Source organism: Streptomyces caniscabiei (genome assembly GCF_014930365.1).
GTDB classification, from domain to species: Bacteria; Actinomycetota; Actinomycetes; order Streptomycetales; family Streptomycetaceae; genus Streptomyces; species Streptomyces caniscabiei.
The window spans coordinates 20,768-32,549 of sequence record NZ_JABXWI010000029.1 but is presented as its reverse complement, the minus strand read 5'-3'; the positions used below and the strand labels follow the sequence as shown (position 1 = coordinate 32,549).

16 protein-coding genes are annotated in these 11,782 nt (G+C 70.4%); 2 read left to right on the top strand and 14 right to left on the bottom strand.

Annotated elements, in window-relative coordinates:
• Positions 1 to 3 precede the first annotated feature (3 nt).
• From HW837_RS44065 to HW837_RS44000, 14 genes are all read right to left on the bottom strand, one after another.
• A complete protein-coding gene (locus HW837_RS44065) occupies positions 4 to 249 on the bottom strand; it encodes a helix-turn-helix domain-containing protein (RefSeq protein WP_193381319.1) in 246 nt (81 codons plus the stop codon).
• A 241-nt stretch (positions 250 to 490) separates the two neighbouring features.
• Positions 491 to 1,594, bottom strand: a complete 1,104-nt coding sequence (locus HW837_RS44060) for a DUF3631 domain-containing protein (protein WP_193381318.1) — start codon at positions 1,592 to 1,594, stop codon at positions 491 to 493.
• Positions 1,591 to 1,947, bottom strand: a complete 357-nt coding sequence (locus HW837_RS48225; RefSeq protein WP_196790180.1) for a hypothetical protein — start codon at positions 1,945 to 1,947, stop codon at positions 1,591 to 1,593. The genes HW837_RS44060 and HW837_RS48225 overlap by 4 nt, the downstream gene beginning before the upstream one ends.
• Entirely contained in the window at positions 1,944 to 2,837 is an 894-nt protein-coding gene (locus HW837_RS44050; protein ID WP_193381317.1) for a bifunctional DNA primase/polymerase, read from the bottom strand. The genes HW837_RS48225 and HW837_RS44050 overlap by 4 nt, the downstream gene beginning before the upstream one ends.
• Positions 2,834 to 3,955 (bottom strand): DNA cytosine methyltransferase, encoded by a 1,122-nt coding sequence (locus HW837_RS44045; RefSeq protein WP_237270663.1) that lies wholly within the window; start codon positions 3,953 to 3,955, stop codon positions 2,834 to 2,836. Before HW837_RS44045 ends, HW837_RS44050 begins: the two co-directional genes overlap by 4 nt.
• A gap of 254 nt (positions 3,956 to 4,209) precedes the next feature.
• Entirely contained in the window at positions 4,210 to 4,674 is a 465-nt protein-coding gene (locus tag HW837_RS44040; RefSeq protein WP_193381315.1) for a hypothetical protein, read from the bottom strand.
• A gap of 207 nt (positions 4,675 to 4,881) precedes the next feature.
• Positions 4,882 to 7,008, bottom strand: coding sequence for an FtsK/SpoIIIE domain-containing protein (locus HW837_RS44035; protein ID WP_193381314.1), 2,127 nt, complete (start codon positions 7,006 to 7,008; stop codon positions 4,882 to 4,884).
• Positions 7,009 to 7,111: 103 nt separating this feature from the next.
• On the bottom strand, positions 7,112 to 7,420 hold the full coding sequence (locus tag HW837_RS44030) for a hypothetical protein (protein ID WP_237270658.1): 309 nt from the start codon (positions 7,418 to 7,420) through the stop codon (positions 7,112 to 7,114).
• The gene (locus tag HW837_RS44025) at positions 7,414 to 7,581 is read right to left on the bottom strand and encodes a pRL2-8 (RefSeq protein ID WP_193381313.1); all 168 of its coding nucleotides are present in this window, start codon (positions 7,579 to 7,581) and stop codon (positions 7,414 to 7,416) included. Before HW837_RS44025 ends, HW837_RS44030 begins: the two co-directional genes overlap by 7 nt.
• Before the next feature lie 2 nt (positions 7,582 to 7,583).
• Positions 7,584 to 7,901, bottom strand: a complete 318-nt coding sequence (locus HW837_RS44020; protein WP_193381312.1) for a hypothetical protein — start codon at positions 7,899 to 7,901, stop codon at positions 7,584 to 7,586.
• A gap of 63 nt (positions 7,902 to 7,964) precedes the next feature.
• Entirely contained in the window at positions 7,965 to 8,819 is an 855-nt protein-coding gene (locus HW837_RS44015; protein ID WP_193381311.1) for a protein spdB, read from the bottom strand.
• A complete protein-coding gene (locus tag HW837_RS44010; protein WP_193381310.1) occupies positions 8,816 to 9,265 on the bottom strand; it encodes a Pycsar system effector family protein in 450 nt (149 codons plus the stop codon). Before HW837_RS44010 ends, HW837_RS44015 begins: the two co-directional genes overlap by 4 nt.
• Positions 9,262 to 9,477, bottom strand: a complete 216-nt coding sequence (locus HW837_RS44005; RefSeq protein ID WP_193381309.1) for a hypothetical protein — start codon at positions 9,475 to 9,477, stop codon at positions 9,262 to 9,264. Before HW837_RS44005 ends, HW837_RS44010 begins: the two co-directional genes overlap by 4 nt.
• Positions 9,474 to 9,743, bottom strand: coding sequence for a DUF6284 family protein (locus HW837_RS44000; RefSeq protein WP_193381308.1), 270 nt, complete (start codon positions 9,741 to 9,743; stop codon positions 9,474 to 9,476). Before HW837_RS44000 ends, HW837_RS44005 begins: the two co-directional genes overlap by 4 nt.
• A 430-nt stretch (positions 9,744 to 10,173) precedes the next feature.
• Here HW837_RS44000 and HW837_RS43995 point away from each other — a divergent pair, with 430 nt between their 5' ends.
• Both HW837_RS43995 and HW837_RS43990 read left to right on the top strand, forming a co-directional pair.
• The gene (locus HW837_RS43995) at positions 10,174 to 10,932 is read left to right on the top strand and encodes a GntR family transcriptional regulator (protein WP_193381307.1); all 759 of its coding nucleotides are present in this window, start codon (positions 10,174 to 10,176) and stop codon (positions 10,930 to 10,932) included.
• Positions 10,929 to 11,606: a P-loop nucleotide/nucleoside kinase family protein gene (locus HW837_RS43990; protein ID WP_313895634.1), complete on the top strand. Its 678-nt coding sequence runs from the start codon at positions 10,929 to 10,931 to the stop codon at positions 11,604 to 11,606. Before HW837_RS43995 ends, HW837_RS43990 begins: the two co-directional genes overlap by 4 nt.
• Positions 11,607 to 11,782 lie beyond the last annotated feature (176 nt).

The window sequence follows — 11,782 nt, the reverse complement described above, 5'->3', positions numbered from 1 at the left end:
TCCTCAGGCGGCCTGGACGGCGGTGATGGTGGCGGTGTGGTGCTGCCGCTTCCGGCGGCGGGTGACGAACTCCGGAACGGCATCGGCGGGGACCCGGCGGAGGTGGCCGACGGTGATGGACTCCAGCTCTCCGGATCGCACGAGCGCGAAGCATGTGGTCCGGCCGATCTGGAGGCGGCGGGCGGCCTCTTCGACGGTCAGCAGTACGAGGGTGGGGTCGATGGTTTCGGCGAGTTGGGCTGTGGCCATGCGGTGGCTCTCCTTCGTCACATGACGGCGGGGGCTTGGCCCCCTTCTCAGGAGTCCGCTACATCCGCTACATCCGCTACATCGCAGGTCAGCGCGGGTGTTTGGTGTAGCGGATGGCGGCGATGTAGCGGCTACGGCATGCGGGCGGGCGCGGGGCCGTAGCCGCTACATCAGGGGTTTGCCGCTACGGGTTCAGGTGCTTTGACCTGGGGTGTAGCGGCTGTAGCGGATGTAGCGCTTCTCAGGGGCGGGGCGGGGGCGGGCAGTAGCGGGCCCACGCGTCGGTGAGGTCGTCGGCGTAGAAGCCCTTGAGGACGCCGCCGCTGGTGCGGATGTTGCGGGAGGCTATGGGTTCGTTGTCCGCCGTCATGTACTCGCTGAGCATCTTGGACAGGCGCCGGTTGTCGAGCGGCCGGCCGCCCAGGTCGGCCCACGGGGCGTCGTCGAGGGCGTTGAGCCGGTCGAGGATGGCGACGGTGGGAAGGCGGTCGATGCCGATGAGGACGTGGTCGCGCAGGTCGGTGAGCAGTCGGATGCCGAGACTGCCCTTGTCGTTGGCCTGGGAGGCTTTGACCAGGGTCACGCAGGCTTCCCGCGCACGTCGCGGCCAGTCGCCGCCGACGACGTCGGCGACGGCGAGCAGAGGTTCCCACACGTCCGCCGGGCGGTCGGTGACCCCGTCGGGCATCTCCGGCCACGCCCCCATGACGAAGCCGCGGGCGTGTTCGGCCCACTGTGCGAGGCGGTCGCGCAGCTTGTTGCCCTCCGGCTCGTGCAGTCCGGCGCGGAACGGTTCGACGTGCTCGTTCCGGGCGCGGCGGCGCATGCGGACGATGACGGAGCGGGTCAGGATCGTGTCGGGCAGCGAGCCGAGTCCGGCGACCGCGACGGCGGCGTAGGAGGGGAACGGGGTGACTGTTTGCTGGTCGCCCACGCACCGGTAGGTAACGCCCTTGCGGCGGTGACCAGCGTTGAGGAATCCGCGCAGCTCCTCGTTGTCCCCCGCCTTTGGGCCGAAGACGGTGTCGATCTCGTCGAAGAGGATCGACGGGCGCCCGTTCGGGTCGGAGACGGACCGGAAGAGGGCGGCGGCGGACGCGTTGACGGCGACCATGGGGCGCGGCACTAGCGTTTCGACGACTTCCAGCGCACGGGACTTGCCCGACCCCGGCTCGGGGGACAGGAACGCCAGACGCGGGGTGGAGTCGAAGCAGTCGATGAGGTGGGCGTGCGCGTCCCACAGCGCGACGGCGACGTAGGCGGCTTCGGTGGGGAAGACGTTGAACCGGCGGTGGAAGGCTTCGACCTCGTTGAGCAGGGCCGCGCCGTCGATGGTGTCCGTCATGCTGCGGTCCTCCCTTCCTGGGGGGTGCGGAGCGGGCAGGTGTCGCGGTGGGCGGTGTGGTCGGCGATCAGGGCGAGCACGCGGCGGTGGCCGACGGCGCTGCGGTCCCGCCCGCACAGGCACTTCGAGGTGGCGGTGGGGGTGGCGCCGCGCGGTGCGACGATGTGCAGCCATGCCACGGGGTACCGGCCGTCACCGCGCTGCGGGCGAGGACAAACAGCAGAGGAGACGCCCTGACGGGCGGCGCCTTTCGGCTCGCCCACAGCCGACTGCGGCGGGGCCGGTTCGGCGGCGCGGGGGGCGGCCGTGGTGGGGGTGATGCTCTTCAGAGGGGGGCGGGCCGGGGCGCTCATGCCGCGTTCCGTCCGTGCTGGTTGTGGGCGATGGACCAGTTGAGGGCGCTGCGGAGGGTGGAGCGGCACTCGGCGACGGTGAGGCCGGCCGCCTCCCCCGCCTCCTGAAGAGCCTGCTCAACCGTGTGCCGGGGGAGGTCGCCCCATGCGACGAAGCGTCCTAGGGCGCGCGCCGCACGGAACAACGCCGTTTCCCGCCCGCCGACTTGGGCCCCCGCGACGTTCCGTGTCTCTGCGGCGAGTGCTACATCCGCATATCGACGTGATTGCGCCGTTACGGGCCCTGAGGGGGCCTGAGGCGGCTTGGGGGCGGGTTGCAGGATGCTCAGCAGCCAGACGGGCAGAGGGGCCGTCACGGGGGCGCTGAGCGGTTCGTAGTCTCCGGTGGGGGTGGTGCTTCCGGCGGCGACGACGTAGCCGCCCCACGCGCGGGTGTCGACCAACGCGCCGATGGTTCCTGCCGTGTTGGCCAACCTCACCCCGGCGGGGGCGGTGAAGTACAGGTGCTCCCCACCGCTCGCGGTCCGCGTCTGGTAGGTGTCGGGGACGCGGTGACCGGCGCGCTCGCAGAGCGCTGCGAAGGTCGCCGCACCGTCAGGCGCGTCCGAACTGCCCTTGTCCTTGGGCACGTCGAGGTCGACGACGACCAGGCCGGACGGTCCGGTGGCGATGCCGACGTTGAACGGGGCCCTCGACCAGGCGGCGCGGATACGGTCCGGGTCGGTGGTCGCGCGCTGCTCCCACTTCCGGTGCCCGCGCGCGCACTCGCCAGCGCGGGTGCAGGACTTCTCGCCGTGCAGGGCGGGCGGCTTGCCGCCGGGACGCAGCGGGAAGACGTGCCAGCCACGCTCTGCCGCTTCCAGCGCGGCACGCATCAGGTGCTCACTCATGCCGCCGCCTTCGAGGTCGAGTGGACCGGGATGCCGGTGGGCACGGAGACGATGTGCGCGGCGAGCAGCGGCGGCACGGCGTTGCCGACCTGCTCGAACTGCTTGGTCTTGGTGCCGTGGAACGGGTAGTCCGGCCGGAACGACTGGAGAATGGCGGCTTCCTGGACGGTGATGCGGACGGATTCCGCTTCCTCGTTCTCCCAGGCCACGTTGGTGCAGTGGTGGCCGAAGAACAGCGTCCCGGCGGGCTCGGTGGTTGGCCTTACCGTGGCGTTCTTCTGGCTGTTGTGCCGCAGCACCCATTGCCCGCCGGCCTTGACGGTGAAGGTGGGGGCGGGCCCGGCGTAGGGGTCGGCGGTCTGCCTGCTGCCGTCGGGCTTCTGGTTGCGGTTGGTGTGGAGCACCCATGAGCGGGTCTTCTCGGTGAGTGCCCAGGACGGTCGATCGGCGGGGAACTCGTTGCCGCCGGCGGTCTTGCGGTCTCCGCGGGTGTTGACGGTGAGGCCGTTCGCCCAGTTGAGAGCTTGGGCCATGGACACCCATGGTTGAAGGCGTTCGCCGAACAGGACGTCTCCGTGGTCGTGCCGGCTGTGGGTCGGGGGCGGGGCGGTGACCGGGCGGGTGCGGGAGGCGATGAGGATGGCGCGGCGGCGGGTCTGGGGCACTCCGTAGTCGGCGGCGTTCAGCACGCCCACCCACATGCTGTAGCCCCAGGTCCGCAGCACGGCACCGATCTGCTGGAACAGCGGGAGGACGTCGGGGACTTCCTCCAGGCACACCCATTCGGGGCGCAGGTCGTACAGCCAGCGCATCGGCTCGGCGGCGAGCAGGGACCGCTCGTCCTTGCACCGGGCGAGGAGTTCGGCGCGGGTGTCGCGGCCATGGGCGAGGTCGTGAACGGCCTGGTGCACGAGCGCCTGATCGGCGAGCCCGCCGCGCTTCCCGGCGCGGGACCATGCCTGGCACGGCGGGGACGCGATGAGCCCGGCGACGCGGTCCTTGAACGGGTCGGTCGGGTAGGCGGCCACGTCGGTCTGAATGGTGGCGTGGCCGGCGGCGTGCGCGGTCCTGCACGCCGCTGTGTCCCACTCCAGGCCGATGTCGGCCAGGCCGAGCATGCGCAGGCCCTCTGCCCAGCCGCCAGGTCCCCGGAACAGTTCAACGATGTCGCCGGGGATCACGCGGCCGCCTGCTTCGGTCGCGCTCTTGGTCGAGAACGCGTCCACGACCCGGAGTGGCCGGGATGCGACTGGTGCTCGCCGGATGTCGGTCGGTTCGGTCATGCTGGATGTCTCCAGTCCTGTGAAGGGTGCTGGGTGACAAGGGCGGCCCCGGATTCATTGGCGTGAGACGGGGGCCGCCCTTGGCGTAGCTACTGGTAGAAGCGGTTGCGCTTGATGACGGCCTTGCGGATGTTGACCGTGGTGCCGCCCTTGTCGCCGCCCGCGCTGAACACCTGGACGGCGATCCATCCGCCGAAGATGACGGCGGCGAGGGTGATGAGCTGGGTGATGAGCGCCGTCAATGCGGTGATGAATGTGGTGAGGATCAGCAGTCCGCCGCACACGGCGAGGAACCCGATGCCCCCGAGGGCGACGTTCACAGCCGCGCGGGAGACGGGCGGCTTGGCCGCGACTGGTTCGGGCTTCGCGGGCTCGATGGCGTAGCCGGTGACGATCCGCCCGTCCGGCAGAACGACGGACGCCACGGTCGGGACGGTGCCCGGCTGGGCGGGCACGAGGGGCGTCGACGTCGTCGGGGCGGGGGTGATGGGGGTGGGGTGGTGGACTTCCACGGCCCGCCCGGTGGGCATGTGGTGGCCGTTGTCGGGGAACATGCGGAATCCCTTCCGGCAGTTGGTCAGGGAGGCGGATACACCCCTAGTGGGGTGGCGTGTGGAGGGGGTTTCAGGGGTCTGACCTGGGGTGCCTCCCTGCCTCCCTGACTGATCATTCGTGCAGGTCAGGTGGAGGGAGGCGGGTCAGGGAGGGGTTGAGGGAGTTCTCCCTGTCTCCCTGACCCGTCGGGGGTCGGCTCCCTGCTGTCAGTCGGTGGAAGCGGAACCGTCGGTGTCGCGGTTGGTGAGGGCGCGGGTGAGGCGGTCGCGGCCGATGACCATGCGGCCGTCGGACTTGTACGGCTCCGCTCCGGTGCCGTCCAGGACGCGCTTGAGGTCGATGAACGACCACTTGCCGTAGGCGTCCGCGTTCAGGGCGGCGAGGCGCTTGAGGACGTCCTGAGTCAGGACGCGGGAGGCGTCCCCGACCACGTTCGCGATGTCGGCGAGCGGGTCGCGGTCCTCGCCCCGGTCGATGGCGTGCAGGGTGGTGACGCCGTCCCGGAGGGCTTTGGCGCGGTCGGTGATGGCTTCGGCCGCGTCGTCGTCGATGTAGTGCGTGCGCACGGTGATGGACGACTGTCCCTTGGGCACGTCGATGCCGGAGGACGCGACGACCAGGGTTCCCTGGTCGAGGCCGGGGCGCAGGAGGTTGGGGGCGGCGCCGCCGTCGACGGCCTTGTCCCCGAGCGCCATGCGGGCCTGGGACTCGGTGCCCAGGGCGAGGGAGGCGCGGGTGTGGGCGCCCTCGCGGACCAGCTTGGGGAGGTTCTGGTCGGTGGGGTCCTGGGTGCCCTGCCACATCAGCACGTTCACCGCACGCCCCTGGTTGTGGATTTTGCGGACGGCCATGAAGTAGCGGGAGTTGGACTTCGAGCCGCCATACGGGCGCTTGTCCTCGTCCTTGACCGGGCACATGAACGCCACCTGTGCCTCGTCCACCAGCACAATCAGGGCCGGAAAGACCGTTCCGGGCGGGGCCTGGAGACGGCGGTTCATCTCCTCGACCGCCCCCTCCACCATCTCGGTGACCTGGATGACGTGTTCGTCGGTGGGGCCCTGGATGAGCGTGGTGGCAAGCCCGTCGAACATGGCCCAGTCACCCACGCCCTTGAGGTCGCCCATGAGGAACTGCACCGACTTGTCGAGGGCGACCCACAGGGCGAGCGACCGCAGGGCCACGGTCTTGCCCTGGTTCGACAGACCGGTGATCAGAAGGTGGCGCTGGTACAGGCTGAGCGCGGCGGCGTCTCCGCGCAGGTCCTGGCCCCACGGGGCCTTGCCCTTGGCGTAGTCGGCGGTCATCGTCTCGTCGGTGACCAGCGGCGACGGGCCGATCGGCTCATCCAGGGCACCCGAGTCCGCCACCCACAGCCGCACCGTGCGGGCGGCCTCGGGCAGGGTGATGAACACTTCGTGCTCGTGCCGGGTCAGGTTCTCGGCGAGCTTGCGGCGCCGCTGCTGAACCTCGATCGTCGACACCCCCGACGGCAGGGTGACGTCGACCTCCACGCCGCATCCGGCGATGCGGATCGGACCGAGCATGGACGCGCCGGCATCGCCCATCTCCTTGATGGCGTTGCGCAGCGCGGGCACGCCGAGGTCGCGCAGTGCCTTGACGACGATGGACGGGGTGATCGGCTCACCCTCGCTCGACCGGACGTTCGCCGGGAGCGCCCACTGGGGTGCGGCCTGCTGGTGGCGGCCGACGGCCCACAGGGCGAGCAGGGCGAGGAACGGGCCGATCGTGACCGCCGGTCCCCACACGACCTGGACGATGACGATGAGGGTGTGGATGAGGCCGATCACGGCCATGAGCGGGGTGATGACGTCGGCGATGTCCTCGGTGACGATCGCGTGCGCCACCCCGAGCGCGACCAGGACGCCGATGCCGGTGCCGGTGCCGACGGCGAGGCCCTTGGCGGCCTCCACGGGTGAGTGCAGCAGGTCCATGCGGCGGTGGTGGCGGGCGGCGCGGAAGCGCTGCAGGCGCTCCTCCCACTCCTCGGCCGCTTCCAGGTTCCCCGCGGCTTCCGCCGTGCGGATCATGCGCTCGTAGCGGGAGCCGGTACGGCCGTCCCAGGTACGGCGGGCCACGATCCGGGCCCCGCCCACGACATAGGCGCCGTGACGGACGACCACGCGCCCAGTGTTCTTGGTGCGCTCATCGGTGGCCACCCGCTTCTCCGCGCGGCCGGAGCGCACCCACAGCGGGACGGGGGCGGGCGGGGTGGGGTCGGGGACCACGGTCAGCGTGGTCACCGGGGCCGCATCGGCGCCGGGGTCGGGGGTGGGGTCGGTGTTCTTGTGCAGGTGGACGACGGTGTCACCCATGACGGGAGCACTCCTGACTGCCCCGGTGGCGGGGCGGAAGAAACGGGGAAGGCTGCGGGCCCCGCCCGCCCGGCAGACCGGGGCGGGCGGGGCGGGCGCACGGTCAGCGGCCGTGGCGGGCGCGGTTCTCGATCGCGCTGAGCTGGGACGGCTGGTTGCGCGGGCCGTCGACCCAGCAGAAGGGGCGGATGCCGGCGGCGGCCCGGAACACGCGAATGGCCGCACCAGCCGGGGCGGTGGGCAGGGCGTAGACGCGGCCCCGGTCGAGGGAAGCCAGCAGACGGGCGCCATGGTGCTCGCACCCATCAGCACCGCCGCCCACGGCGTCCAGCACGGTCACCGCGACCGGGCCGACGCACGGGGTGGGGTCTTCGGGGTGAGCGGCGGGACAACGGCCGTCCACGCTCACCACCAACTCGACTTCTTCTTGGGCGTGATGTTCGGGCAGCCGTTGCGCATGTGGTCCACGCACTGCGGGCAGTCCTCGCGGGGCCGCAGCTTGCGGTGGACGCTTCGGTCGTGGGCGTGCTGCCAGCACTGCGGGCACTCACCCGGCGGCGTGGTCGCGGCCATGCTCACCACCACCCCGTCGACTTCTTGGCGGCCTTGGCGCGGGCGGCCTCGGTGATCAGCCGCTGACGCTCCCCGTGCAGCGCCGTCAGCTCCGCGTTCAGCCGCGTCTCGACGGCGGACCCGATGGAGTCCATGCGGTCCTCGGCACCGGCCGTGCTGCGGCCCTTGTGGACGCTGCGGGCGCCACCGGCCATGGCGCGGGTCATCGACAGGCGCTCACGGCTGGTCAGCGGCCACCACTCACCCCGGCGGACCGCTTCCAGCTTCTTCGTCGTCCGCTGGATCTCGCGGTCCAGACGGCGGATGTCGGAGTTGCCCATCAGGTCAGCCCTTCCTCGGATACGTGTGGCGGGCGGTGGAGTCAAAGACGGTGCAGGCGGCCATCAGGCGACCCGCTTCCACGCCGCCCGCAGACGGACCTCGGAAGCGGAGTGGCCGGCCGCGCGGAACCGGGCGGACATCTCGCGGTAGGACAGGGCCGGACTCTGGCTGTGACGGATCTCGTCGACCAGCGCGTCAAGCTGAGCGTCGGTGAGCGCGGGGGCGGACTCCAGCGCGGGCAGGGTCTCGGTGGGGCCCCACACGGGCAGTTCCCACCGGGGTGTGACGCCGGGTGTGACGCGGGCCGTCACGCTGGTCAGCGCCCTGCCGGTGTCCTCGCCGTTGCGTGCCGTCTCCAGCGTCGACCACGCCCCGGCGAGGGTGGCGGCGGTCTTGGACTGCACGCGTGCGACGCGGGCGCCTGCTTCCGTCACGGCCGTGAGCCGGGTCTCCTCGGTGGCTGCTTCCGCCCGCAACCGGGCACGGGCAACGGCCGCTTCGTCGCGTGCCTCTTGCTGGATTCCCCGGATCGCACCGAGCGCGGACGGGGTGAGCGCGGTTCGCTCCCAAAGCCCATGCACCAGCCACAAAGCCTTGGCAGCGATCGGCAGCCATGCCACGGCCAGCCACGCACCGACGGAGTGTTCGGCGGTCAGGGCGTGGGCGATGAGGACGCCGGTCGCGATGAGGCCGAACGACCAGCCGACCGCCGTGACGGTCCGGCTGTGGTCGCCCTGCGCGGCGAGACGGCGCTCATAGGCGAGGGTGGCCAGCCATCCCCCGTCGATGCCGAGACCGACGACCAGCGCGACCGGCCACGGCACAGCCGTGCCCAGCCACATCAGCACCACCGCGAGCGTGAGGACCATGGACACCGCCGTCATCGCGACAGCGGGAAGAACGGTCTTGCCCCTCATGCCGCACCCCCCACCACAGCGACCAGCACCGCGAGGGCGAGCAACGCCCCGCCGGCGCAGGTGAGGTCGATGGCGCGACGCAGACCGGTGAACTTCGCGACCGCCAGCCGGGACAGGCCGGCGATGTCCGCGCTCAGGTCGACCTCGGCGAGCGTGGCCGTGATCTCCTCGGCGGTGAGCGTCGCCCACAGCGGGAAACCGTGACGGCCCTTGAGGTTCGGCCGTACCGACCGCAGCAGCAGACCAGCCGCCACGACCAGCACTGCCATGCCGACCCCGCCCACGATGTAGGCGGGCAGGGTGAGCGGGGTGTCCTTGGCGACCGTCCAGGCACCGGCCAGTACCGCGCCGATGAACGCCAGCAGCAGACCGGTCTTCGTGTCGGTCCGCGCGATCTCCGCCTTGACCTCGGCGTGCGCGGCGCTCAGGTTGCGTTCCGCGCTCACAGGTCCTCCCCCAGCGACTCGCGGCACTTGGGGCAGTCGGGCGGGCACGTCTCGTCGTCGGTCTGCGGACCGAGCAGGTAGCGGACCGCGAGCACGCCCAGGGCGAGCACGGCGAACACGGTCGTCCACTGCTGGTCGTGGGCGACGAACTGAGCGAAGACCTCCGCCGCGAACAGCGGGAGGACGAGGGCGTACATCAGGGCCCGGCTCATGCGGCACCGCCGGCCGTGCGGTCGGTGGCGGTGCGGTTGGCCAGTACCCGGCGCTCGTGCAGCACCTTGCCGAAAGCCCGGCGCAACCGCTTGGCGTCCACCTCGTTCGGCGCGTGGTGGAGCGCGATGATCTGCGCGTCGAGCAGGTCGACCTCCGCCAGGATCAGCGGGGCCTCCTGCTCGATCGCGTCCAGCTCGGCGTTCGTCGGCTCCATGAAGTCGGCGAACGCGGTAACAGCGTCCTGAACAGTGACGATGGTGCTCATAGGGTCGTGGTTCCTCTCGTACAGGAACGGCCCGAACAGCGGTCCCGGTGTTCCAGCACCGGGGCCGCGCGCCGTTGAAGTCGGAATGTCCGGCTCCCCTCAGCGCTGCACGTACGAGACGTGCAGCGGAGGCAACCGGCCGCAGCAGCAGCGGAATGGTCGAATCGCGCTGTACCTCACGCGGAAGTCCGCGTAGCCGCCTACTTGGCCGAGGAGAGGCGGCGTGATCCCCATTCAGTTGTCAAAGAGCCGGCGCTTCCTTCGAGCCCGTTTCACGGAGCCCTCCGGGCGGCGGACACAGGTGTGTCGAGGTGCTCGCCGCTCAACCGATCTGACCGGCGGGCACATCCCTAAGGTTCCCTAGGGTTCCCTGCGGTGTCAAGCGGTAAGCTAGGGAACCTCAGGGAAGTGACGACAAGGAGCGGGCACCATGGCAGGCCAGGCCGATAATCGGGCGCCGTACGCGAGGATTGCTGCCCACTACATGGAGCTGATTACGTCCGGTCAGCTACCGCCGGGAACGCTCTTGCCGAGCATCAAGAACCTCTCGGAAGAGTGGAAGGTGAGCACGGCGACAGCCGAGAAAGCCCTGCGCAAGCTGCGCAACGAGGGGCTTGTCCGTGGCATCCACGGCATCGGTACCGAAGTACTGGACCAGCCGGCGCCGATGTCGTCAGGGGCGCAGCGACAGGACCGGGGACGCCGTACCGGGTCGAGCTGGGGGGCAGGCGAGCGGTCCGACTCGCACCAGGCTGCCGTGGTGCCTGCGCCGGATGAAGTGGCGCAAGCGCTGGACATTCAGCCCGGATCCGATGTGGTGCGCCGTAGCCGCGTATATAGGGACCGGCACGGCATCGTCGCTCACAGCACGTCGTGGATTCCCGCCCGGTACGGGAAGCTGATCCCCCAGCTAGCAGAGAGCGCGCGCCTGACAGGGGGAACGTCGCTCCAGCTCATTGCTCAGGCGACCGGTCACCCGATCAGCCACCGCATCGACACTGCGTCCGCGCGCCTGGTGACGCCGGAGTACGCCCGACTCCTGGAACTGGACCCTGGCAACCTGCCGACCGACCCGGTGGTCGTGATGACAGCCAAGTTCGTGGACAGTGAGGGCAACATCGTGGAGTACGGCGTGGACCTCGGCGGACCCGGCCGCACATGGCGCACAGAATCGGAGGTTTCCCCGTGACGGTCGTGGGCGACCCGCTCATAAGTGCGCTAGACGACCGCCTAGGAGCACTGTCTGCGGCCCGCAGGACTGGCACAATCAAGCACGAAGCCGAAGCGGAGGTGGCTGCCATCTCCCGAACCACGACGAGATCGATGCACCCACACCCGCCGTTCTGCGTCCTTATGGCCGGGCTCCCCGGCTCCGGCAAGACGACTCTTTCCCGCACCCTGACCGCCCGCGGGTTCATACGACTGTGCCCGGACGAGGAGATGTTCCGCCGGCACGGCGTCTACGGCGTGGACTTCCCCCGTGGCGTCTTCCCCACCCTTGAGCGGCCCGTCCTCGAAGACGTGGCTGCCGACCTGCGGGAGCAACTCAAGGCCGGGCACGATGTCGTCGTTGACCACGGCTTCTGGACCCCGGAGGACCGGGCGAAGTGGCGAGCGATTGCCACCGACGCCGGCGCGACTCCTGTACTCGTCTACCTAGCCGCCAGCCATGACGAGCTGTGGGCGAGGATCAGCAAGCGCAACGACTTCCACGCGAACGATCCCAACTCGATCTACTTCTCTGAGAGCGACCTACAGCGGTACCGCAAGCGGTTCGTCCCTCCACAGGGAGATGAGGCGCACGTGTTGTACGACGGCGACCCGGCGGCCGTGATCGCAGCCCTGGAAGCCTCCCGCCCCTAACTCTGACGGGTACAGACGCACAGGTCAGCCGGTCCGCACTCCGTCTCAGTTTCCGTCTCATTCACCCCCGTCCGATGCCGGTCGTAGCCGTTCACGTGCCGGGCGCGAGTACGGGAATGAACGGGGTTGGACACCCTCGAACACTGTTTCCGCAGGTGGGAGCAGACCTCGAAAGC

Excerpts from the sequence above, each read along its gene's own strand:
- HW837_RS44065 (WP_193381319.1), bottom strand. The coding sequence starts at position 249 with ATGGCCACAGCCCAACTCGCCGAAACCATCGACCCCACCCTCGTACTG.
- HW837_RS44060 (WP_193381318.1), bottom strand. The coding sequence starts at position 1,594 with ATGACGGACACCATCGACGGCGCGGCCCTGCTCAACGAGGTCGAAGCC.
- HW837_RS48225 (WP_196790180.1), bottom strand. The coding sequence starts at position 1,947 with ATGAGCGCCCCGGCCCGCCCCCCTCTGAAGAGCATCACCCCCACCACG.
- HW837_RS44050 (WP_193381317.1), bottom strand. The coding sequence starts at position 2,837 with ATGAGTGAGCACCTGATGCGTGCCGCGCTGGAAGCGGCAGAGCGTGGC.
- HW837_RS44045 (WP_237270663.1), bottom strand. The coding sequence starts at position 3,955 with ATGCTCGGCCTGGCCGACATCGGCCTGGAGTGGGACACAGCGGCGTGC.
- HW837_RS44040 (WP_193381315.1), bottom strand. The coding sequence starts at position 4,674 with ATGTTCCCCGACAACGGCCACCACATGCCCACCGGGCGGGCCGTGGAA.
- HW837_RS44035 (WP_193381314.1), bottom strand. The coding sequence starts at position 7,008 with ATGGGTGACACCGTCGTCCACCTGCACAAGAACACCGACCCCACCCCC.
- HW837_RS44025 (WP_193381313.1), bottom strand. The coding sequence starts at position 7,581 with ATGGCCGCGACCACGCCGCCGGGTGAGTGCCCGCAGTGCTGGCAGCAC.
- HW837_RS44020 (WP_193381312.1), bottom strand. The coding sequence starts at position 7,901 with ATGGGCAACTCCGACATCCGCCGTCTGGACCGCGAGATCCAGCGGACG.
- HW837_RS44015 (WP_193381311.1), bottom strand. The coding sequence starts at position 8,819 with ATGAGGGGCAAGACCGTTCTTCCCGCTGTCGCGATGACGGCGGTGTCC.
- HW837_RS44005 (WP_193381309.1), bottom strand. The coding sequence starts at position 9,477 with ATGAGCCGGGCCCTGATGTACGCCCTCGTCCTCCCGCTGTTCGCGGCG.
- HW837_RS44000 (WP_193381308.1), bottom strand. The coding sequence starts at position 9,743 with ATGAGCACCATCGTCACTGTTCAGGACGCTGTTACCGCGTTCGCCGAC.
- HW837_RS43995 (WP_193381307.1), top strand. The coding sequence starts at position 10,174 with ATGGCAGGCCAGGCCGATAATCGGGCGCCGTACGCGAGGATTGCTGCC.